The organism is Streptomyces sp. NPDC048424, from assembly GCF_040651555.1.
In the GTDB taxonomy this organism is placed as follows: Bacteria; Actinomycetota; Actinomycetes; order Streptomycetales; family Streptomycetaceae; genus Streptomyces.
This window is the reverse complement of the sequence record NZ_JBEZKE010000055.1, coordinates 1-22960: the sequence shown is the minus strand read 5'-3', so window position 1 is coordinate 22960 and position 22960 is coordinate 1. Positions and strand designations below refer to the sequence as shown.

Here is a 22960-nt window from a genome sequence, read left to right as displayed (position 1 = left end):
GTGGGGGTCCCCCCGGACGAAGTCTGGGGGAGGGTCCGGGCGGAGCCCGGTGCCCGGCGGAGCCGGGTTTCCTGGGGCTCCGCCCCAGACCCCGCGCCTCAAACGCCGGCGGGGCTGGATTTGCGCGGCCCCGGCCACCGGAGGTACCGGTTCGGGGGGTTCCCCCGCAGGCGGCGGACGGGCAATCTGGTACGGCACCCCACGACGGGAGGCTGACGGCATGCGGTTCGATTCCGGGCGCGTCTGTCTGGACCTGGTGGCCACCTTCACCCCGCACGAGGGGATCCCGGACGGTGACGAGCTGCGGGTGTGGCTCGCCGGCGCCGGGCTGGTGCCCGACCGGACACCGCTGGCCCGGGTGGGGCCCGACTGGGCGGCGGCCTTCCGGGCCCTGCGCGGCGACGTGGAAACCCTCGTACGGGCGGAGCTCGCCGGCGCCGACCCGGACGAGAACGCCCTCGCCCGGGTCAACGCGCTGGCCGCCGGACCACCCCCGGGCCTGTGTGCCGTTCGGGACCAAGAGGGGCACCTGGTCCGCGAGTTGTGCGGCGGCGTGGAATGCGGCGCGCTGCTCGCGGCCGTCGCCCGGGACGCCGTCGAGCTGCTGACCGACCCCGGCGACCTGGCGCTGTTGCGGGCCTGCGAGGGCGACGGCTGCACCCGCGTCTACCTGGACACCTCCCGCGGCCACCGGCGCCGCTGGTGTTCCAGCGAGCTGTGCGGCAACCGCGAGCGCGTCGCCCGGCACCGCCGCCGGGCCCTCGCGTCCGGATCCCGGTAGCGGGCGTATCACTCAGCGAGACCGGTTCCGGAACGGGCGTGCGGACAGGGGGCCGGTTCGCGTACGGTTGACGGTCGCCCATGCACGTCAGAAGGGGGCCTTGGTGGCCGCGCAGAATGCCGCTGTCGACAGCACGGCGGATTCCGTCCGCGATCGGGAGATCGCGGTCGAGCAGACGCATCTCGACCACGTGTACCGACGCCTCGAGGAGAAGATCCACGAGGCGGAGTTCCTCATGAACGACGCCGCCCAGCGCGGCCAAGTGGGGACGCCCGGCGCACTCGCCGAGCGGGACGCGCAGGTCTTCCGGGCGGGCATCCACCTGAACCGGCTCAACAACGAGTTCGAGGACTTCCTCTTCGGCCGCATCGACCTGGTGCTCGGCAAGGACGGGGAGCGCGGCCCGGACGGCGCGTACACCTCCGTCGAGCCCGCCGACGACGCGATCCGCGGGGACCTCACGGCCGACGTCGCCGAGACCCTGCACATCGGCCGCATCGGAGTCCTGGACTCCGACTACTCGCCGCTGGTCATCGACTGGCGAGCACCGGCAGCCGCGCCGTTCTACCGCTCCACGCCCAAGGACCCCGGCCGCGTCGTGCGCCGCCGCGTGATCCGCTCCAAGGGCCGCAAGGTGCTGGGCGTCGAGGACGACCTGATGCGCCCCGAGGTCACCGCGTTCCTCGACGGCCGGGAGCTCCCCGCCATCGGCGACGGCGCCCTGATGGCCGCCCTCGGGCGGGCCCGTACGCACTCGATGCGGGACATCGTCTCCTCCATCCAGGCCGAGCAGGACCTGGTCATCCGGGCGCCCGCCGCCTCCGTCGCCGAGGTCGCGGGCGGACCCGGCACCGGCAAGACCGCCGTCGCCCTGCACCGCGCCGCCTACCTGCTCTACCAGGACCGGCGCCGCTACTCCGGCGGCATCCTGATCGTCTCGCCGACTCCGCTGCTCGTCGCGTACACCGAGGGCGTGCTGCCCTCCCTCGGCGAGGAGGGCCAGGTCGCCATCCGCGCGCTCGGCTCGCTCGTCGACGGCGCGGAGGCCACCACCTACGACTCCCCGGCCGTGGCCCGCATCAAGGGCTCCTCCCGGATGCTGAAGGTGCTCCGCAAGGCCGTACGGGGCGTACTCGAACTCGGCGGCGCCCCCGACCGGCTGCGCGTGGTGGCCTTCGGCCGCCGCCAGGAGCTGGAGGCCGACGAGCTGAACCGGATCCGGCAGAACGTCCTCAGCGGCACCGCCCCCGTCAACCTGCTGCGCCCGCGCGCCCGCAAGCTGCTGCTCGACGCCCTGTACGCGAAGTCCGGCGGCGCCGGCCGGCACAGCGACCCGGAGCTGGCCGCCGAGCTGCGCTCCGCCTTCGACGAGGACATCTCCACCGAGGACGCCTTCATCGGCTTCCTGAACGCCTGGTGGCCCGAGCTGACCCCGCGCACCGTGCTCGCCGCGCTGGCCGACGAGCGCCACCTGGGCCGCTGGTCGCGGCGGGACCTGAACCCGCGCGAGACCCGCCAGCTGGCCCGTTCGCTGCGCCGGGTGGGCCCGGACGGCAAGGGCCCCCTGTCGGTGCACGACGTGGCGCTCCTCGACGAGCTCCAGCTGCTGCTCGGTGCCCCGGCGCGGCCCAAGCGGAGGCGGGAGATGGACCCGCTGGACCAGCTCAGCGGGCTGGAGGAGCTGATGCCGGTCCGCGAGGAGACCCAGTGGGAGCGGGCCGAGCGGCTCGCGGCGGAGCGCACCGAGTACGCGCACGTCATCGTGGACGAGGCCCAGGACCTGACGCCGATGCAGTGGCGGATGGTGGGCCGCCGCGGCCGGATGGGCACGTGGACGGTCGTCGGCGACCCGGCGCAGTCCTCCTGGACCGATCCGGAGGAGGCGGCCGCGGCGCGCGACGAGGCGCTGGGCAGCCGGCCGCGCCGCCGGTTCACGCTGACGGTCAACTACCGCAACCCCGCGGAGGTCGCCGAGGTGGCCTCCCGCGTGCTGCGGTTGGCGATGCCCGGCATGGAGCCGCCGTCGGCGGTCCGTTCCACGGGCCTCCAGCCCCGGTTCACGGCTGCGGAGGGCGATCTGGGGGCCGCGGTCCGCGAGGAGACCAGGCGGCTGCTGGAGCAGGTGGACGGCACCGTCGGCGTGGTCGTGGCCATGGACCGGCGCGCGGAGGCCGCGGGCTGGCTCGCCGACCTGGGCGCGCGGGCGGTGGCGCTGGGCAGCCTGGAGGCCAAGGGCCTGGAGTACGACGCCACGGTGGTCGTCTCCCCGGCGGAGATCGCGGACGAGTCCCCGGCGGGCCTGCGCGTGCTGTACGTGGCGCTGACGCGTGCGACGCAGCAGCTGACGGTGGTCTCCGCCGATCGGGACAAGCCGGACGCGGACGGGGTGCCGGAGCTGCTCCTGCCGTAGGGGGCCGCCCCGCGGGGGCGGTTCACGGCGTGGCTCCGGCCCTGCTCAGGGCCTCGTACATCCGTATGGTCCGCGGCCATGAGCGTGGTGGCGCGAACCGACTTCGAGCAGGGGGATCACATTCGGCGATCCTTTGTTAGCCTGAGTACGGCACCGACTCGATCCAAGCCCCCGGGCCCAACCTTCGTCGCTTAGAGCGACCACTTGCCGCGAGGCGAGCATGGCGGGTCGGTGTCATAGACGTACGAATCACCAGGTCCGCGCCCTCCACCAGTGGAGGGCGCGGACCTGTTTTGTATGGACCCACCATTCCGAACACCCCTGCTATCTCGTATGGTGGAAGAGTCTTTCCGAAATTTGTAGCTGGTTACCTTGTACTGGCTGGTAGGTGGGACGATCGGACAACAGGTCCCTGCCGAACCTGCCATGTTCTCGGCCGGTTCAGCGCGGGGCCCTGTGTTAAGCGAACCAGGGACAGAAGAGGAAACACGGCCATGGCAACGGCGCCCAGCGTCTCGTATTCGATGACGGTCCGCCTGGAAGTGCCCGCGAGCGGAACCGCGGTCTCCCAGCTCACCACCGCCGTGGAGTCCTCCGGCGGTTCGGTCACCGGCCTCGACGTGACCGCCTCCGGCCACGAGAAGCTCCGGATCGACGTCACCATCGCCGCGACCTCCACCGCCCACGCGGACGAGATCGTCGAGAAGCTGCGCGGGATCGAGGGCGTCAGCCTCGGCAAGGTCTCCGACCGAACCTTCCTGATGCACCTCGGCGGCAAGATCGAGATGGCGTCCAAGCACCCCATCCGCAACCGCGACGACCTCTCCATGATCTACACCCCGGGCGTGGCCCGCGTGTGCATGGCGATCGCCGAGAACCCCGAGGACGCCCGGCGCCTGACCATCAAGCGCAACACCGTCGCAGTCGTGACGGACGGCTCCGCCGTGCTCGGCCTGGGCAACATCGGCCCGATGGCCGCCATGCCGGTCATGGAGGGCAAGGCGGCCCTCTTCAAGCGCTTCGCCGACATCGACGCCTGGCCGATCTGCCTGGACACCCAGGACCCCGACGAGATCGTGGCCGCCGTCAAGGCCATCGCCCCGGGCTTCGCGGGCATCAACCTGGAGGACATCTCCGCGCCGCGCTGCTTCGAGATCGAGGCCCGGCTGCGCGAGGCCCTCGACATCCCCGTCTTCCACGACGACCAGCACGGCACCGCCATCGTGGTGCTCGCCGCCCTCACCAACGCACTGCGCGTGGTGGGCAAGGCAGTTGGCGACGTCAAGGTCGTCATGTCGGGCGCCGGCGCGGCCGGCACGGCCATCCTCAAGCTGCTCCTCGCGGCGGGCGTCAAGAACGCGGTGAGCGCCGACATCCACGGCGTCGTGCACGCGGACCGCCCCGACCTCGTCGACGCGGCCCCCGACTCCCCGCTGCGCTGGATCGCCGACAACACCAACCCCGAGGGCTACACGGGCACTCTGAAGGAGGCCGTGGTCGGCGCCGACGTCTTCATCGGCGTCTCGGCCCCGAACGTGCTGTCCGGCGAGGACGTCGCCGCCATGGCGGAAGGCGCCATCGTGTTCGCGCTCGCGAACCCGGACCCGGAGGTGGACCCGGCCGTCGCCCGCCAGACCGCCGCCGTCGTCGCCACCGGCCGCTCCGACTTCCCGAACCAGATCAACAACGTGCTGGTCTTCCCGGGTGTCTTCCGCGGTCTGCTGGACGCCCAGTCCCGCACGGTGAACACGGAGATGATGCTGGCCGCCGCGAGCGCGCTCGCGGACGTCGTCGGCGAGGACGAGCTCAACGCGAACTACATCATCCCGTCGGTCTTCAACGACAAGGTCGCCGGCGCGGTCGCGGGCGCCGTCCGCAAGGCGGCGTCCGGCTCCTGAAGCCCGCTCGTCGGGCTCCTGACGCCCGCTGTGAGAGCCCTCACGGCGGGCCGCTCCCGGCGCGTCGCGAGATGCGGGCCCGGTGGGGCGCCTCTAGGGTTGCGGGGATGCCCGCGGGGTCCGCGGTCCGCAGCGGCGTGCGAGCGAAGGCATGGACGGAGCGTCACCGCGGCGTGACTGTGGCGCTTTTCGTGTGACCCCGACGGGTGCCGGATTGGCTTTCCCGCCGCTGGTGGGGGCAGGATGCGTAACCGGGCGAGAGGGTCTGACGTTCAGACCCGGGTCCGGGGACTGTCCTAGGGCCCTGGCAGCATCGGCTTCGATCTCACGCCTCTAAGGCAAGTTGAACACGGGAGTACAACATGAACCGCAGTGAGCTGGTGGCCGCTCTGTCCGAGCGCGCCGAGGTGACCCGCAAGGACGCCGACGCCGTTCTGGCCGCGCTCGCCGAGACCGTTGGCGAGATTGTCGCCAAGGGCGACGAGAAGGTCACCATCCCCGGCTTCCTGACCTTCGAGCGCACCCACCGTGCCGCTCGCACCGCGCGCAACCCGCAGACCGGCGACCCCATCCAGATCCCGGCCGGCTACAGCGTGAAGGTCTCCGCGGGCTCCAAGCTCAAGGAAGCCGCCAAGGGCAAGTAAGTCCTGCCCCGGCGCCGAGGGCCGCACAGGCTTTTGGAACGGCAGTAGTACGCAGAACGACGATGGGCGGTCATCCCCGGGCGGGGTGGCCGCCCTTCGGCTTGTCCGGGGCAGGACGGGGGCGGACGCTGGCGGACTGGACGCGGGGCCCGGGGGAGCCGCGCCGGACCCGGTCCGGCCCGGGTGGTCCGGGACGGCCCGGCAGGCCCTGTGAGGGCCCGTCAGGGCCCTTGGCGGGGCCCCGGTATGCCCATGGCGTGCCCCACCCGGCCGCGGGAGGCCACGAGAAAGCCCCCCGGGCCCTGTGCGGGGCCCGGGGGGCTTGCTGCGTGCGCGACGCGCGCGGTACGGCTCAGACGAGGTCAGACGAGGTCGCCGCCGGGCAGCTCGACCTTCGCGCCGAGCTCCACGAGCTTCTCCATGAAGTTCTCGTAGCCGCGGTTGATCAGGTCGATGCCGTGCACGCGCGAGGTGCCCTCGGCGGCCAGCGCCGCGATGAGGTACGAGAACCCGCCGCGCAGGTCGGGGATGACCAGGTCGGCGCCCTGCAGCTTGGTCGGGCCGGAGACGACCGCCGAGTGCAGGAAGTTGCGCTGGCCGAAGCGGCAGGCCGAGCCGCCCAGGCACTCGCGGTACAGCTGGATGTGAGCACCCATCTGGTTGAGCGCCGAGGTGAAGCCGAGGCGGGACTCGTAGACCGTCTCGTGGACGATCGACAGGCCGGAGGCCTGGGTGAGGGCCACGACGAGCGGCTGCTGCCAGTCGGTCTGGAAACCGGGGTGGACGTCCGTCTCCAGCGCGATGGCCTTGAGCGGGCCGCCCGGGTGCCAGAAGCGGATGCCGTCGTCGTCGATCTCGAACGCCCCGCCGACCCGGCGGAAGGTGTTCAGGAAGGTCATCATCGAGCGCTGCTGGGCGCCGCGCACGTAGATGTTGCCGCCGGTGGCCAGGGCCGCGGAAGCCCAGGACGCGGCCTCCAGACGGTCCGGCAGGGCCTTGTGGTTGTAGCCGCCGAGCCGGTCGACACCCGTGATGCGGATGGTCCGGTCGGTGTCGACGGAGATGATCGCGCCCATCTTCTGCAGGACGCAGATGAGGTCCTCGATCTCCGGCTCGACCGCGGCGTTGCTGAGCTCGGTGACGCCCTCGGCCAGGACGGCCGTCAGCAGCACCTGCTCGGTCGAGCCGACGGACGGGTAGGGGAGGCGGATCTTGCAGCCGCGCAGGCGCTGCGGGGCTTCCAGGTACTGGCCGCCTTCGCGCTTCTCGATGGTCGCGCCGAACTGGCGGAGCACGTCGAAGTGGAAGTCGATCGGCCGGCCGCCGATGTCGCAGCCGCCCAGGCCCGGGATGAAGGCGTGGCCGAGCCGGTGCAGCAGGGGGCCGCAGAACAGGATCGGGATGCGCGACGAACCCGCGTGGGCGTCGATGTCGGCGACGTTGGCGCTCTCGACGTGGGTGGGGTCGAGCACCAGCTCGCCCGGCTCCTCACCGGGGCGGACCGTCACCCCGTGCAGCTGGAGCAGCCCGCGCACGACACGCACGTCACGGATGTCGGGAACGTTGCGCAGCCGGCTGGGTTCGCTGCCGAGCAGAGCGGCGACCATGGCCTTGGGCACGAGGTTCTTCGCGCCGCGGACACGGATCTCGCCCTCAAGCGGGGTGCCGCCGTGGACAAGCAGGACATCGTCGGTGACGGTCATGAATCTCGCGTTCCGAAGAGGGGGTGGGCAGGGGGGCCAGGGAAAAGGGTAAGGGCCACCACCCCCTTGTTCGTAAGGCCGACGTGGCCGTAGGACTGTCATGAATTCGGTACAACACCCTGCGTATCCACCACATGGCGGAGCGTTGCGTTCCGGCTACTCCGTCCGTGCGCGCTCCTCACTGCTGCGGTGCGCCCTGAGCTGCGTACGATCCGATCTCTCCGCCGGGGCTCCGCAAAGCGCCAATGTGCGGGATCATGGCGGCATGACCGAGGTGTCCTCCCTCACAGGGCGGCTGCTCGTGGCCACCCCCGCCCTCGCGGACCCGAATTTCGACCGCGCGGTGGTGCTGCTGCTCGACCACGACGAGCAGGGCTCCCTCGGCGTTGTCCTCAACCGGCCCACGCCCGTCGGCGTCGGCGACGTCCTGCTCGCCTGGGCGCCCCTGGCCGGCGCCCCCGGCGTGGTCTTCCAGGGCGGGCCCGTGGCACTGGACTCGGCCCTCGGCCTGGCGGTCATCCCGGGCGAGGAGGGGCCGCTCGGCTGGCGCCGGGTGCACGGGGCGATCGGGCTCGTCGACCTGGAGGCGCCGCCGGAGCTGCTGGCCGCGGCCCTCGGCGGCCTGCGGATCTTCGCCGGCTACTCCGGATGGGGCCCGGGCCAGCTGGAGCAGGAGCTCGGCGACGGAGCCTGGTACGTGGTGGAGTCGGAGCCCGGTGACGTGTCCTTCCCCGACCCCGAACAGCTGTGGCGGGCCGTGCTGCGCCGCCAGCGCAGCGATCTCGCGATGGTCGCCACCTATCCGGACGACCCGTCGCTCAACTGACGGGCGCGGGGTTAAGTACCCTGGGTTGCATGAGCACTCTTGAGCCCGAGCGCGGGACTGGCACGGGAACCCTCGTAGAGCCGACGCCGCAGGTGTCGCACGGTGACGGCGACCACGAGCGCTTCGCCCACTACGTCCAGAAGGACAAGATCATGGCGAGCGCGCTCGACGGCACCCCCGTCGTCGCGCTCTGCGGCAAGGTCTGGGTACCGGGCCGGGACCCGAAGAAGTACCCGGTCTGCCCCATGTGCAAGGAGATCTACGAGTCCATGGGCCCCGGCGGGGACAAGGACAAGGGCGGCAAGGACAAGTAGTCCGACCCCTCCTCCCTCTTTCGCGGGACCGAGGCCCCCGGCGCACCACCGTGCGTCCGGGGGCCTTTGCCGTGCCCGTGGGGCGCGTTAGGGTCGGCGCCACGAGCACTCTGCGGAACGTGCGTTGCGCAGGGCGCAACACGCTGACGCGAAGGGCCGACGCATGGACCTGCTCCGCACGGACCTCATCCCCGCACCCCGGGTCGCCGACCTCCCCCCGGACGGGCGCCGCTTCGCCTTCGGGCCCGAGCCGCTCCTCGACGCCGGGCCGGGGACCGGGACGGTCGCGCGGTGGCTGCGGCGGGAGCTCGGGGCGGCCACCGGCTGGGAGCTGCCCGCCGCCGGGGCCGGCCGCGGCGCCGAGCTGCGGCTGCGCGTCGACCCCGACGGCGCGGGGGACGCCGGGCCGGAGGCGTACCGCATCGGCATCGGCCCGGACGGCGCCGAGCTGACTGGCGCGACGCCGGCCGGGCTGTTCTGGGCCGCCCAGACGCTGCGTCAGCTGCTGGGGCCCGACGCCTACCGGAAGGCGCCGCTGCCCGGCCGCACGTGGAGCCTGCCGTACGGGGACGTCGTGGACGGCCCGCGGTTCGGGTGGCGCGGGATGATGCTCGACGTGGCCCGGCACTTCACGCCCAAGGAGGGGGTGCTGCGGTACGTCGACCTGCTCGCCGCCCACAAGCTCAACGTGCTGCACCTGCACCTGACGGACGACCAGGGCTGGCGGGTCGAGATCAAGCGGTACCCGCGCCTCACCGAGGTCGGCGGATGGCGGGCGCGCAGCCGGTGGGGGCACCGGGCCTCGCCGCTGTGGAACGAGACCCCGCACGGCGGCTTCTACACGCAGGACGACATCCGCGAGATCGTCGCGTACGCCGCCGAGCGGCACGTGCGGGTGGTCCCGGAGATCGACGTGCCGGGGCATTCGCAGGCCGCGATCGCCGCGTACCCGGAGCTGGGCAACACCGACGTGGTCGACACGGCGGCGCTGCGGGTGTGGGACGACTGGGGGATCAGCGAGAACGTGCTCGCGCCGACCGAGGCCGTGCTGCGGTTCTACGAGGGGGTCTTCGAGGAGCTGCTGGAGCTGTTTCCGGCGGAGGTCTCGCCCTTCGTGCACGTGGGCGGCGACGAGTGCCCGAAGGCGCAGTGGAAGGCCTCGGGCGCCGCGCAGGAGCGGATCCGCGAACTGGGGGTGGACGGGGAGGACGGCCTGCAGGCCTGGTTCATCCGGCACTTCGACGGCTGGCTCGCCGAGCGCGGTCGGCGGCTGATCGGCTGGGACGAGATCCTGGAGGGCGGGCTCGCGCCGGGCGCGGCCGTCTCCTCCTGGCGCGGCTACGCGGGCGGCATCGCCGCCGCCGAGGCCGGGCACGACGTGGTCATGTGCCCCGAGCAGCAGGTGTACCTGGACCACCGTCAGGCGGGCGGCGGGGACGAGCCGATGCCCATCGGGTACGTGCGCTCGCTGGAGGACGTGTACCGCTTCGAGCCGGTGCCGCCGAAGCTGTCGCCGGAGGCCGCCGCGCACGTGCTGGGCGCCCAGGCCAACGTGTGGACCGAGGTGATGGAGAACCAGGACCGCGTCGACTACCAGGCGTTCCCGCGACTGGCCGCCTTCGCGGAGGTGGTGTGGTCGCGGCTGCCGGAGCCGCAGGAGCGGGACTACCCGGACTTCGAGGCGCGGATGACGGCGCACTACGCGCGGCTGGACGCGCTCGGGGTCGGTTACCGGCCACCGGGCGGGCCGCTGCCGTGGCAGCGGCGGCCCGGGGTACTGGGACGTCCGATCGAGGGCGCGCCCCCGAACGTGTGACACGGGCGCGGAGCGGCGGACCTGAACGGAAAGGGAACGGGTCCGGAACTCTGGCTGGATTTCCCGCTATACGGGGAAAATCGGACGTTCGGCTAAGAGGTCCGGCGAAGGCGGCACGGCGGGCGTACGGGGCGTCGGGCACCGGCCGGGCTCGGGCCGGGCCGCCGCGGGGCACAGGGCGTGCGGGAGCCGGGCGCGGGGGCGCACGGGGGGTCGCACGGGGGCGGGGCACCGGGTGGACCCTCGCGCCGAGCGGCCCGGAAGATGTGCCAGAGTTGCCACGTCCCGGCGGTGAGCACGTACCGTACGGCGGACAGGCGTGAGCGCCGGGACCGGGACATCGGGAAGGGGCAGCTGGGTTGACCACGCACGCACCGCACGCACTGCACGCACCGGATTCACCTCAGGGCCCCCAGGGGCCCCAGGTGGCGCAGTCCGTGACACTGCCGGCCTCGCTCGACGAGGCCGTGGCGGCGCTCACCGCCATGCCCGCGGCCGTGCCCGTCGCGGGTGGCACCGACCTCATGGCCGCCGTCAACGCCGGGCTGCTGCGGCCCGCCGCTCTGGTGGGCCTGGGCCGGATCAACGAGATCCGCGGCTGGCAGTACCAGGACGGCCACGCCCTGCTCGGCGCGGGCCTCACCCACGCGCGGATGGGACGGCCGGATTTCGCCGCTCTGATCCCGGCGCTGGCCGCCGCCGCGCGCGCCGCCGGCCCCCCGCAGATCCGCAACGCCGGCACCCTCGGCGGGAACATCGCCACCGCCGCGCCCACGGGTGACGCACTGCCCGTGCTGGCCGCGCTGGAGGCCGTCCTCGTCATCGTCGGCCCGGGCGGGCAGCGGGAGATCCCGGTGTCGCACCTGCTGGCCGGCCGGGAGATGCTGCGGCCGGGCGAGCTGATCGGTTTCGTCCGGGTTCCGCTGTTGCACGCGCCGCAGGTGTTCCTGAAGGCCACGGGGCGTACCGGGCCGGGGCGTGCGGTGGCGTCCGTGGGTCTCGTACTGGATCCCGCGCGCCGTGGTGTGCGCTGCGCGATCGGTGCGGTGGCCCCGATGCCGCTGCGGCCGCTGGAGGCCGAGCAGTGGGTGGCCTCGCTGATCGACTGGGACGGCGAGCGGAGCCTGGCCCCCGAGGCCCTGGAGGCCTTCGGCGAGTACGTCGCGGCCGCCTGCGTGCCCGACCAGGGGGAGCCGGTGGCTCCCGGTGTACTGCATCTGCGGCGGACGGTGGCCGTGCTGGCACGCAGGGCCCTGGGGAGGGCGCTGACCTCATGAGCGAGAACGAGAACGAGAACGCGAACGTGACCCAGGGGAACGGCACGGCGGGCTGGGGCTGGGAACCGGTCCCGCAGGGCGGCGAGTACGACTCGGACGCCACGGCCTTCGTGAAACTGCCGCAGGAGATGCTGGACGCGCTCGGCACCGGGGAGCCCCTCGCGGCGCCCGGGCACGGCTACGTGCCGCCGCCGATGATCGTGCCGCTCGGCTCGGCCACCACCGATCCGGCGGCCACGGGTACGTGGACGATCCCGGTGCAGTGGCCGGAGGCCGGAGGTTCGGCTCCGGCCGGGCCGGCGCCCGCGGCCGGGTCGGACTCCGGGTCCGGGTCGGTGGGCGGCCCGATTCCCGCGTCGATCCCGATTCCGGCGTCGGTCGCCGCGGCCTTCGCCGAGGCGGAGCCGGAGCAGCAGACGGATCCGGGCGCGACGGCGGAGTGGCGGTTCCCCGAGGCGGCGCAGGAACCCGAGGCCGCGGCTTCGACGACCGGCCAGTGGGCCGTGCCCGAGTTCTCCGAATTCCCCGGACAGCAGGGTGATTTCCGCCAGGGCGGGCTGGACGCCGACTGGAGCCAGGCCCCGGCGACGCTGCCGGGCGGCGCCCCGGCGCCGTGGGCGTACCTGACGCAGCAGCCCGCCGGGGACCCGGGCGGGCGCCTGGACGCGGGCGTCCTGCCGGGCACGGACGAGGCCGCCGCGGCTTCGGCCGCCGCCACCGCGACGGCGCACGGCGCCGGGCGGCTGCTCGGCGGGCCCGGAGTGGGCGCCGCCGGGCGCGGGCCGCGCGTGCTGGGCGGCCCGGGCGTGGGAACCCCGCTCCCGGAGGGCGAGCCGGTGCACCCGGCCCCGCACGACATCGACGCCGCCCACGGCCCGGCGCCGGAGCCGGCCGAGGGCGCCCGGACCGACGACCACGCGGACCACGCGGAGCCGGCCGGGTACGCGGGCCGGGCCGGGCACGGCGAGCACGTGGAACACCTCGGGTACGCGGGGCACGTGGAGCCGGGCGGGCACGTCGGGCACGGCGCATACGCCGAGCACGCCGAGCACGCCGGGCCGGCGCTGCACGCGGGCACCGACGGGCGCGGTTTCACCGCCTTCGGCGAAGCACCGGAGCCGGCCGGGGCCACCGAGCCCGCGGCTTCCGGCGGCCTGGACCTGTTCGGCGGCGTGCGGGCCGAGGCGACGGCCGACGACGCCGAGCCCGCGCAGCCGGGGGGCACCGACGGGCACGGCTTCGCGGCCTTCGGCCATGCGGCGCCGGAGCCCGGGCCGGAGCCCGGGCCGGAGCCCGAGCCAGAACCCGAGCCCGTGCCCGTCGCGCACGACGCCGTGCCCGAGGCGGCGCCGGAGCTGCCGGAGCCCGGCCCCGCGGCTGCGGTTGCCGGGTCCGGGGAGGAGCCGGCCGCGGCGGAGCCCCCGGCCGACCACACGCCGGGTGCGGACACCGCCGACAGCGCCGTGGCACTCCCGGACGCGGGGACCGGGCGGGGGATCCCGGCCGAGGTGGCGACGTACGAAGAAGGAACGGCCGACGAGGCCGTCGCCCATCACGAACACCCGTCGGCCTCGTACGTGCTGCGCGTCAACGGCGCCGACCGGCCCGTCACCGGCGCCTGGATCGGCGAGTCCCTGCTCTACGTGCTGCGCGAGCGCCTCGGCCTCGCCGGCGCCAAGGACGGCTGCTCGCAGGGCGAGTGCGGCGCCTGCGCCGTGCAGGTCGACGGCCGGCTGGTCGCCTCCTGCCTGGTCCCGGCCGCGACGGCCGCCGGCAGCGAGGTGCGCACCGTCGAGGGGCTCGCGACGAACGGGGAACTCTCGGACGTGCAGCAGGCGTTGTGCAGGTCGGGTGCGGTGCAGTGCGGGTTCTGCGTACCCGGCATGGCCATGACCATCCACGACCTGCTGGAGGGCAACCACGCCCCCAGCGAGCTGGAGACCCGTCAGGCACTGTGCGGCAACCTCTGCCGCTGCTCCGGCTACGCGGGCGTCGTCGACGCCGTGCGCGAGGTCGTGGCCGAGCGCGAGGCGGCCGCCGCGGAGCCCACGGCCCAGGGCCACGCTCCGGACCACGGCCAGGTCCCGGAAGCGCGCATCCCGCACCAGGCAGCGCCCGGCGAGGGCGGCATCCACCACGGAGGCACGGCGTGAGCGGGCAGGACGCGGCGACCGCGACGACAACGGTGAACACCACGGTGACGGCCCTGGCCGCCCCGTCGGCGGAGGCCTCGGAGCAGCAGGTGCCGCGCGGCATCGGCGCGTCCGTGCCCGCGGCCGACGCCCGCGCCAAGGCCGAGGGCACCTTCCCCTACGCCGCCGACCTGTGGGCCGAGGGCCTCCTGTGGGCCGCCGTGCTGCGCTCCCCGCACGCCCACGCCCGGATCCTGTCCATCGACACCACGGCCGCCGCCGAGATGCCCGGCGTGCGCGCCGTCGTCACCCACGCCGACGTCCCCGGCGCGACCACGCACGGCCGCCGGATCGCCGACCGGCCGGTGTTCGCGCACGACGTCGTACGCCACCACGGCGAGCCCATCGCCGCCGTCGCCGCCGACCACCCGGACACCGCCCGCCTCGCCGCGGCCGCGATCGCCGTCGAGTACGAGCTCCTCGACCCGGTGACCGACCCGGAGCAGTCCTTCGGCGCGCCCGCCCTGCACCCCGACGGCAACCTGATCCGGCACATCCCGCTGCGCTACGGCGACCCGGAGGTGACCGGCGACGTCGTCGTCGAGGGCCTGTACCGGATCGGCCGCCAGGACCCCGCCCCCATCGGCGCCGAGGCCGGACTGGCCGTGCCGCGGCCCGACGGCGGCGTGGAGCTGTACACGGCCTCCACCGACCCGCACAGCGACCGCGCGCTGGCCGCCGCCTGCTTCGGGCTGGAACCGGACCGCGTACGGGTCGTCGTCACCGGCGTGCCCGGCGCCACGGCGGACCGCGAGGACGCCGCCTTCCAACTCCCGCTCGGCCTGCTCGCCCTGCGCACGGGCTGCCCGGTGAAACTGGCCGCCACCCGCGAGGAGTCCTTCCTCGGCCACACCCACCGGCACCCGACCCTGCTGCGCTACCGCCACCACGCGGACGCGGAGGGCCGCCTGGTCAAGGTCGAGGCACAGATCCTGATGGACGCGGGCGCGTACGCCGACGCCTCCGCGGAATCCCTGGCGGCGGCGGTGGCCTTCGCCTGCGGCCCGTACGTCGTCCCGCACGCCTTCGTGGAAGGCTGGGCGGTCCGCACCAACAACCCGCCCTCCGGCCACGTCCGCGGCGAGGGCGCCATGCAGGTGTGCGCGGCGTACGAGGGCCAGATGGACAAGCTCGCGGCCGCGCTCGGCATCGACGGCGCGGAACTGCGCATGCGCAACGTCCTGGCGACGGGCGACCTCCTCCCCACCGGCCAGACGGTGACCTGCCCGGCCCCGGTGGCGGAACTGCTGCGCGCGGTCCGCGACTTCGAGCTGCCCGGCCTCCCGAAGGACACCCCGGAGGACGAATGGCTGCTGCCGGGCGGCCCGGAGGGCGCGGGCGAGCCGGGCGCGGTGCGCCGCGGCGTCGGCTACGGCGTCGGCATGGTGCACATGCTCGGCGCGGAGGGCACGGACGAGGTCTCGACGGCCACCGTCAAGGTCGTGGGTGGCGTGGCCACGGTCATCTGCGCGGCGGTCGACACGGGCCAGGGCTTCGGCACGCTGGCCCGCCAGATCGTCCAGGAGGTGCTGGGCGTCGACGAGGTGGCGGTCGCCCCCGTGGACACCGACCAGCCGCCGGCGGGCCCGGCGGCGCACGGCCGCCACACGTGGGTGTCGGGCGGCGCGGTGGAGCGCGCGGCCAAGATGGTCCGCACCCAACTCCTGCAGCCCATGGCCCACAAGCTGGGCATGTCGACGGAGCTCCTGCAGATCGCGGACGGCCGGATCACGTCGTACGACGGCGCCTTCTCGATGAGCGTCACGGAGGCGATGGAGGGCAAGGAACTCTGGGCGACGGCCCAGTGCCGCCCCCACCCGACGGAACCCCTGGACGCGGACGGCCAGGGCGACGCCTTCGTGGGCCTCGCCTTCTGCGCGATCCGCGCGGTGGTGGACGTGGACATCGAACTCGGCTCGGTACGGGTCGTGGAACTCGCGGTCGCCCAGGACGTCGGCCGCATCCTCAACCCCCGCCAGCTGGAAGCCCGTATCGAAGCGGGCGTCACGCAGGGCGTCGGCGCGGCCCTGACGGAGAACCTCCGCACGGTCTCCGGCCTGGTCCGCCACCCCGACCTGACGGGCTACGCACTGCCGACGTCGCTGGACGCCCCGGCCGTGCGCATCGTCAAACTGGTCGAGGAACGCGACGTGGTGGCCCCCTTCGGCGCCAAGGCGGCCAGCGCGATCCCGGTGGTCACGACCCCGGCGGCGATCGCCTCGGCGGTACGCGCGGCCACGGGCCGTCCGGTCAACAGGCTCCCGATCAGGCCATCGGCGGCGGTGGCCGCGCCCAACTCGTGACCGTGTGACCCACATTGCACGTGCAACCCCGGACTTGGGGCTGTCGTTGCCTGTCGCTAGAGTGATCGGTACACGTGTGCACGTGCGCGTGCACACGGGTGCGAACGGGGACGGGGAGCGGCGCCGGCGCCGCACCCACGGGGAGACGGGGAGGCCAACGTGGCAGACGACAACGGGCTAGGTGCGGTCCAAGCAGGCCTCGCGCTGGGACTGGCTGGTCCGATGGGCGTGGCCGCAGGCGCGGCCTACGCGGCGACGGCTGCGGCGCTGCAGGTCCAGTACGACGACTTGAAGAGCTATCAGAATCTGGTGGACGGGCTTCTGACGACGCTCAACGGCTCCGACGCCCATCACGGGAAGTTCGACGACACCGTGATGGCGGCCGGAACCCTGGGCAAGGGCTTCACTCAGGCCGAGAAGCTGTACGAGGCGTACAAGACGGTCCACTCGGAGCTGCAGAAGCTGTCGAAGGGGCTGGGAGTGCAGATCGAGGCACTCGGAATCGCCATCCAGTCCGCCGGGGGCGGCTACAGCGAGGTCGACGAGGAGACGAAGCGGCGCATGGGCTTCCTCGCCAAGCAGGCCCATGACCAATACGTGGCGAAGCGCGACCCGTACGCGGACAAGATGGCCGACGGAACCCAGAAGGGTGGTGCTCTCGGATGAGCGAGTTTGAGGGCTTCACGCACGCGCAGCTGTACGCCATGGTCGCCGCAATGGAACCGGACAAGGCTTATCTCTGCGCGACGCAGCTCACCAACGCCGCCAAGACGATCGAACAGATCGGGGATCTGCTCAAGAAGCACCGGGTCAAGGGCTGGGAGGGCGAAGCGGCTACGGCCTTCCAGAACTGGGTGAACCAGACGGGCAGCGCCACCCTGGAGCTGGCCAAGTACAGCGCCAATGGCGGCACGCACATGGCGGAGACCGTCCAGATCATGCGCGAGGTCAAGCCGACCGACTACGGCGCGGGCAACATGCCCAAGTACAGCGCGTCCGCGGAGGCGACCCTCAAGGAGAACCTCGCGACGTCCCGCGAGTACCACAACGACCCCGACGCGGTGAAGCTGGGCCAGGAGGCCTGGTCGAAGCTGAACGGGGACCACGCACGGGCCGTGGACGCGATGACGAAGCTGGCCGGGTCGTACGAGAAGACGACCCAGCACCTGGAGTCCGCGACGATCCCGACGTTCCCGCCGCCGCCGGATGTGTTTGTGCCGCCTGGTTACTACGGTGTTTCAGATGACAGGTCGAGGCCTGGAGGCGAGTCTGGCGGAGGAGTCGGCTCAACAGGCTCCTCGCACACGACGACGGGGTCGACGCACAGTCCGTCCTCGGATGATCCCGGATCGGTCACCAGCCGTCCGCAGCAGCCGGACAGCACGGTTCCGTCGGTGCCCGTGCCGTCGACTCCGGATCACGAGGTGGGCGTCGACCTCGACAACGTCGCCACGCTTCCGGACCGGACCACGCCACCGTTGACGACCACGCCCGGCCCGCTGCCGACAGGTCCCGTCAGCCCCACCCCCGGCCCTGTCCTCCCGCCCATGGGCTTCCCGCCCGTCGGCGGCATGAAGCCGCCCAGCCTCACCGGCCCGGGTATCGGTCCGTATCCGACACTGGGCGGTCCCGGCACTGCTCCTCCCGGGGGCAAGGCCCTCGGAATGCCCCCGCGTGACAGCGGCATCACGGGCGGCCGGCCCGTGACGTCCACCGGCCCCAGTTCAGGAATCCCGCGTGGCAACGTCATCGGCGAAGGCACTCACGCCGGCCGTGGCATGGGTGGCGGAATGGGTCCCGGCGGCGGCCACGGAGGCGGGCAGAACGGCTTCGCGGCAGGTCGTCGACTCGCCTCGGAGCCGGGAGGCATCGTCGGAGGGAAGCCCGGTACGGGCGCTCGCCCGATCGCGGGCGGTCAGCCGTTCACCCAGGGCGGTTCGGGCCTCGTGCGCAACGGCGCGGGTGGCGCGGGTAGGGGTGCCATGGGGCACGCGGGTGCTCGTGCGCAGACCCCGGGTAAGCGGCGGGACGACCAGACGGGCGAACGTCCCGACTACCTGGCCGAGGACGAAGAGACCTGGCAGGCCAACCGTCGTGTTGTCCCGCCCGTGGTCGACTGAGCAGAACGGACGTTGCACGGGATGCGCATGCGTAAGGCGACCTCGGCCCTGGTGGGTCTGCTGCTGGCCGGGGTCGCCGCGACCCCGGCCCACGCGGAGACCATTCGATCGCAGCAATGGCATCTAGACGCCATGAAGGCGGACGAGATCTGGAAAGTCAGTACGGGGAAGGGCGTCACCGTCGCGGTAATCGACGATGGGGTCAGGGAGATTCCCGAACTGGAGGGCCGGCTCGTCCCCGGCAAGCGGTTCACGCCGGACGGCGCTGACGGGCCCACCGATGGGGGCAGTCACGGCACAGGTATGGCCGGCTTGATTGCCGGAACGGGGAAACACCCGAGTGGTGATGGTGCCTACGGCCTTGCCCCCGGCGCCAAGATTCTCCCACTGCTCGTTTCGAATACCGAAATGGCAACGCCGACATGGGTTGCGGCCATTCGGTACGCGGCGGACTCGGACGCCAAGATCATTAACATGTCCCTCGGGATCGACGGCACGCCGGAGAGCGACAGGGCGAGGGCTGAAGCGGTCAAGTACGCGTTGTCCAAGGGCAAGCTGATTTTTGCTGCTGTTGGCAATTACGGAGATTCGACCAACGAGCTCGCCTACCCCGCCGGGACCCCTGGAGTGGTGGGCGTCGGAGCAGTGGACTCCACTGGTGAGCCGACCAAGGAGTCGCAGCACGGCCCTCAGGTGGACTTGGCCGCGCCCGGCATGGACATCGTCATGGCCTGCACCGGAAAGACGGGGCTGTGCACGACCAGCGGCACCAGTGACGCCTCCGCCCTCGCCTCCGCCTCCGCAGCCCTCCTCTGGTCCGCGCACCCCGACTGGACCAACAACCAGGTCCTGCGCGTCCTGTTGAACAACGCCGGCAAGCCCGTCGACGGCTCCGGGCGCAACGACTACGTCGGCTACGGCGTGGTCCGGCCCAGCGTGGCGCTGAAGAATCCCGGCGACCCCGGTCCGGCGGACGTGTACCCGCTGCCCGACCTGGCGGCTGCGGCGGCTGCAGGCAAGTCCCCCTCGGCGGCCGCGTCCGCGGACGGCAAGGCGCCCGACGCCGCCGCGCCGAAGGCCGAGGAGAAGAAGAGCGGCAGCTCGCTGCCCTGGATCGCGCTCGGCCTGGGAGCCTGCGTGCTCATCGGTGGCGCCGTGACCGTGGTCGTCGTACGCCGCAACCGCTGAGCCCTGTTTCAACCTGACCCTGATCTACCGGCTCTGACTCGGGAGTTCGCGCGATGTCGTTCGACAAGGAATGGTCGGCGGCCCGCGCCACGGCCACCGCCAACGTGTCCATGCGCCTCAACCAGGTGCCCGCCGATCCGGGCGGCGGCGGTGGCGGCGGTGGCGACCTCGAACTCAATCAGGACCACATCGGCGCCGTCGGCTCCGACGCGTACAAGCTGCACGCCCGCCTGCAGGCGGACGGCAAGCACGCCGCCACCGCCACCTCCGAAGCCGCCGGGGCCCTCACCAAGGAGGGCTTCGCGAGCGGAGCGGCGCTGCTCAAGGCCAACAGCACCTGGGAGAGCCAGGTCAAGACCCTCGTGGCCGCCTGCGCCACCGTCTCCAACGGCCTGAACTACTCGCTCGCCTCCCACGCCAAGGACGAGCAGCAGCTCCACGCAGACTTCACCGCGTCCGCGATCGACAAGTACCTGAAGTAGAAGTGGACGGGGCGCCTACATGCTGACGTACGAGAACGTGATGAACACACCCCTGGACAAGCTCCAGACGGCCGTCACCGACTGGACCGCGATGGCCGGCAAGCTCGACGAGATGGCCGAGGCCGCCCGCACGGGCATGAAGGCGAAGGCCGACAAGGCCGACTGGAGCGGGGTCACCGCCGGGGTGGCGCGGGGGTTCGTCGACAAGACGGCCAAGGAGTTCGAGGACGCGGCCAAGGCCGCCAAGGGCATGCACCGGGTCCTCGCCGACGCGCACGCGACGTTCAAGGCCGCCCGGGACGAACTGAAGAAGCTCGCCGCCGAGGCCCCGGCGGCCGGTTTCCGGATCGATGCCACCGGGCGGGTCTCCGCGATCCCGCTGCCCACCGAGGCGGACCGGAACGCGGCCCGGCACGACCCCGACTACCAGCAGACCCTGAACACGAACCGCAACGCCTGGCAGTCCCGGGTGGACCGGGCGGTCGAGGACGCCCAGGACGCCGACGACTCCCTGGTCCGCGCCCTCCAGGCGAACGCCGCCGACGAACACGACTTCAGCGGACCGAAGTTCGAGACCCTCGACGCCGAACAGGCGGCCCGCGCCGCCGACCTGATGAAGAAGGTCACCGGCGAGGGCGGCACGGCGCGCAACGTCGAGGCGCTGCGCGAGCTGGAGGAGCTGCTCGACGACAACCGCTTGGACCCCGAGTTCTCGACGGGCTTCTACCGGACGATCGGCGCCGAGGGCACGCTGGAGCTGTACTCCAAGCTGTCCCTGGACGCGACGAGCCTCGGGCCGGCCGGCAAGGACCGCGCGCTGATGGTCGCGAACATCCAGAGCGACATGGGCGCGATGCTCGGCCTCGCCACGCACAAGGACGTCCCCCACCACCTCGACGCCGCCTGGACGACCCAGCTGATGAAGGCGGGCCGCAAGGAGATGGACGTCTTCGGCGGCGTCCGGCAGATCTACGGCTACCAGGCCCTCGGCGCGCTGCTCCGCGAGGGCGAGTACGACACGGAGTTCCTGACCTCGGTCGGCCGCGACATGGTCGCCATGGACCGCAAGGACCCGAGGGCCTGGGAGTTCCACACCCCGTACGGCATGGAGTCGGTCCTCAGCCAGGGCGGGGACGGGCGCGGCTTCTACCCGCTGACCGGGCTCATGGAGGCGCTGGGCCACAACCCGGACGCGGCGACGGCCTTCTTCAACGAGCCGGTCCGCGAGGACAGCAACAAGGACGGCATCGTCACGAAGGACGACAAGCCGGTCGGCGGCCAGCACGGCAAGGACCGGGGCATGGTCGACTACATGCTCGACAAGAAGCCGTACATGGACAGCTTCGACATCACGAGGACCGGCGAGCTCCACCCGGCCCAGCAGGCGCTCGGCGACGCCCTCATGGCGGCGGTCTCCCACCGCAGCCCCGGCGACGAGGACTCCCCGCCCGTCGCGCACACCAAGGAGATGGCGGCCGTCATGGAACGCGTCGTCGAGAAGATCGGCGACAAGCCGGAACTGATCGACGCGGACCCGAAGGAACCGGACGGCCCGCTGAACGGGCTGTCCGGGCACTTCGGCCAGATGGCAGCCGAGTACATGCCGGACATCCAGGCCGCAGCGGAGAACAACAGCCGGACGATCAAGGCCAACGGCGAGATGGCCGTATTCGACAAGGCCGGCATGGCTCGGTTCATCGGGGCGGTGGGCCAGGACCCGGAGGCCTACGGTGCGATGACCACGGCCCAGCGAACCTTTACCACGGCTCTCGTCAATGACGTCTTTGCCCATCGGGCCGAGTACGACGATGTCGATGCGGCGGTCAAGGTGGCGGTGCATCCCGGGGGACAGATCGCCGGCATGCTGTCCGAGGCCCGGGCGGAGGGCACCTTCGGCGAGAACGCCCACAAGCAGGAGGAGTACGTCAAGGGGGTCGAGGACAGTGCCAAGTGGGTCAACCGAGGTATCACCGCGGCCGGAGGCAAGTACCTCGAGCTGGTGCCGCTGGCCGGCGACGTCGTCGAATGGCTCCAGGAGGACATCACGGAGAGCGTGGTCGAGGGCGCGAAGAAGGACGCTGCGAAGAAGGTCGAGGACAGCAACCAGCAGGCGGGCGAGGAGTACACGCGCGCACAGACCGGCGCGTCCGACTCCGCCGCGGCCTCGGTCCGCATCGCAGCCCGCGGATCCGGGTTGTCCGAGCGCAGCATCAACTCCTACGCCGGTGTCGCGTCCACCGAGACGGCGAACGCCTACTCGGTCGGCCGGGACCTGGTGGCCACCATGAACGGCGGATCCTGATGCCCCGTCCTCGTACCCGCGGGGCGGTAGCCGCCGTCGTTGTAGGGATCGCAGTGCTGGTCGGCTGCTCCGACGGCAAGGAGTCGGCTGCGCCCGGGCTTCCCGAGTCGACCTGCTTCGGTGCGTTCACTCCGGCGGAACTCGCACCCTTCATGGGTACGGGCAGGGAGGTGCGTGTAGACGCGCCCGCAGACGTCCGGCTGAGCGCGAGCCGGAAGAGCGCGATCTGCAACATCTACGTGGACGGGAAGACCCGCTTCTTCGCGACGGCGGACCGCCTGCCGGAGGGGCAGCACTTCGTCTGGGCTCCGGCGGTCGATGAACAGAAGCCGGAGGCGCTTGCCTTCGCGCAGAACAGCAAGCTCTGGGACGGGGGCGCCGCTGTCGTTCTCACGTGCAGCGGGCCCACGGACGCCTTCGAGCTCAGGCTGTGGATCGACGGCTCGGTGGAGAAGATCCAGCAGGACGCGCGACGGCCCCTGTTCACCGCACTCATGAAGAAGTACCTGGACTTCGCCAAGGAGCAGACCGGGTGCGGCGTCTGAGGCGGCCCGGCCGGGCAAGGCGAAAGCCGCTCGGGGGTGCGCCTGCCCCCGAGCGGCTCGCCGCGAAGCCGTGACCGGAATCGAACCGGCGTAACTCGCTTTGCAGGTTTGTCCACGCTGGTCGGCGGGCGAGCCGTTGTCGTTCAACCCCGTTCACCT

Annotated in this window: 17 protein-coding genes; 16 read left to right on the top strand and 1 reads right to left on the bottom strand. The window is 72.5% G+C overall.

The features are described from left to right. Nucleotides 1-220 precede the first annotated feature (220 nt). The 4 genes from AB0D29_RS37375 (at nucleotide 221) to AB0D29_RS37360 (ending at nucleotide 5733) form a co-directional block, all read left to right on the top strand. Nucleotides 221-781, top strand: coding sequence for a CGNR zinc finger domain-containing protein (locus tag AB0D29_RS37375; protein ID WP_362860301.1), 561 nt, complete (start codon nucleotides 221-223; stop codon nucleotides 779-781). A gap of 103 nt (nucleotides 782-884) precedes the next feature. Next, a complete protein-coding gene (locus tag AB0D29_RS37370; RefSeq protein WP_362860300.1) occupies nucleotides 885-3191 on the top strand; it encodes a UvrD-helicase domain-containing protein in 2307 nt (768 codons plus the stop codon). Nucleotides 3192-3685: 494 nt separating this feature from the next. Next, nucleotides 3686-5089, top strand: coding sequence for an NAD-dependent malic enzyme (locus AB0D29_RS37365; RefSeq protein ID WP_361768910.1), 1404 nt, complete (start codon nucleotides 3686-3688; stop codon nucleotides 5087-5089). Nucleotides 5090-5451: 362 nt separating this feature from the next. Continuing rightward, a complete protein-coding gene (locus AB0D29_RS37360) occupies nucleotides 5452-5733 on the top strand; it encodes an HU family DNA-binding protein (protein WP_007264399.1) in 282 nt (93 codons plus the stop codon). A gap of 362 nt (nucleotides 5734-6095) precedes the next feature. Here AB0D29_RS37360 and murA read toward each other — a convergent pair whose 3' ends face one another. Next, a complete protein-coding gene (gene murA, locus AB0D29_RS37355) occupies nucleotides 6096-7436 on the bottom strand; it encodes a UDP-N-acetylglucosamine 1-carboxyvinyltransferase (RefSeq protein WP_351297571.1) in 1341 nt (446 codons plus the stop codon). A 265-nt stretch (nucleotides 7437-7701) separates the two neighbouring features. Here murA and AB0D29_RS37350 point away from each other — a divergent pair, with 265 nt between their 5' ends. The 12 genes from AB0D29_RS37350 to AB0D29_RS37295 all read left to right on the top strand — a co-directional run bounded on the left by AB0D29_RS37350 (nucleotide 7702) and on the right by AB0D29_RS37295 (nucleotide 22801). After that, on the top strand, nucleotides 7702-8262 hold the full coding sequence (locus AB0D29_RS37350; RefSeq protein WP_362860299.1) for a YqgE/AlgH family protein: 561 nt from the start codon (nucleotides 7702-7704) through the stop codon (nucleotides 8260-8262). A 29-nt stretch (nucleotides 8263-8291) separates the two neighbouring features. Further along, nucleotides 8292-8576, top strand: a complete 285-nt coding sequence (locus AB0D29_RS37345; RefSeq protein ID WP_030010729.1) for a DUF3039 domain-containing protein — start codon at nucleotides 8292-8294, stop codon at nucleotides 8574-8576. 163 nt (nucleotides 8577-8739) lie between these two features. Then, on the top strand, nucleotides 8740-10392 hold the full coding sequence (locus AB0D29_RS37340; RefSeq protein ID WP_362860298.1) for a beta-N-acetylhexosaminidase: 1653 nt from the start codon (nucleotides 8740-8742) through the stop codon (nucleotides 10390-10392). Between the two features lie 383 nt (nucleotides 10393-10775). Next, nucleotides 10776-11669, top strand: coding sequence for an FAD binding domain-containing protein (locus AB0D29_RS37335; protein ID WP_351297583.1), 894 nt, complete (start codon nucleotides 10776-10778; stop codon nucleotides 11667-11669). Then, complete coding sequence (locus AB0D29_RS37330; RefSeq protein ID WP_362860297.1) at nucleotides 11666-13822, top strand: (2Fe-2S)-binding protein; 2157 nt, start codon at nucleotides 11666-11668, stop codon at nucleotides 13820-13822. Before AB0D29_RS37335 ends, AB0D29_RS37330 begins: the two co-directional genes overlap by 4 nt. A 44-nt stretch (nucleotides 13823-13866) precedes the next feature. After that, nucleotides 13867-16164, top strand: a complete 2298-nt coding sequence (locus tag AB0D29_RS37325) for a xanthine dehydrogenase family protein molybdopterin-binding subunit (RefSeq protein ID WP_362860302.1) — start codon at nucleotides 13867-13869, stop codon at nucleotides 16162-16164. 159 nt (nucleotides 16165-16323) lie between these two features. Beyond that, complete coding sequence (locus AB0D29_RS37320) at nucleotides 16324-16830, top strand: hypothetical protein (protein ID WP_362860296.1); 507 nt, start codon at nucleotides 16324-16326, stop codon at nucleotides 16828-16830. After that, a complete protein-coding gene (locus AB0D29_RS37315; RefSeq protein ID WP_362860295.1) occupies nucleotides 16827-18284 on the top strand; it encodes a hypothetical protein in 1458 nt (485 codons plus the stop codon). The genes AB0D29_RS37320 and AB0D29_RS37315 overlap by 4 nt, the downstream gene beginning before the upstream one ends. 21 nt (nucleotides 18285-18305) lie before the next feature. Continuing rightward, nucleotides 18306-19472, top strand: coding sequence for a type VII secretion-associated serine protease mycosin (gene mycP / locus AB0D29_RS37310; RefSeq protein ID WP_362860294.1), 1167 nt, complete (start codon nucleotides 18306-18308; stop codon nucleotides 19470-19472). A gap of 53 nt (nucleotides 19473-19525) precedes the next feature. Next, nucleotides 19526-19954, top strand: coding sequence for a hypothetical protein (locus tag AB0D29_RS37305; RefSeq protein ID WP_362860293.1), 429 nt, complete (start codon nucleotides 19526-19528; stop codon nucleotides 19952-19954). Between the two features lie 19 nt (nucleotides 19955-19973). Next, complete coding sequence (locus AB0D29_RS37300) at nucleotides 19974-22256, top strand: hypothetical protein (protein WP_362860292.1); 2283 nt, start codon at nucleotides 19974-19976, stop codon at nucleotides 22254-22256. Nucleotides 22257-22426: 170 nt separating this feature from the next. Further along, complete coding sequence (locus AB0D29_RS37295) at nucleotides 22427-22801, top strand: hypothetical protein (RefSeq protein WP_362860291.1); 375 nt, start codon at nucleotides 22427-22429, stop codon at nucleotides 22799-22801. Nucleotides 22802-22960 lie beyond the last annotated feature (159 nt).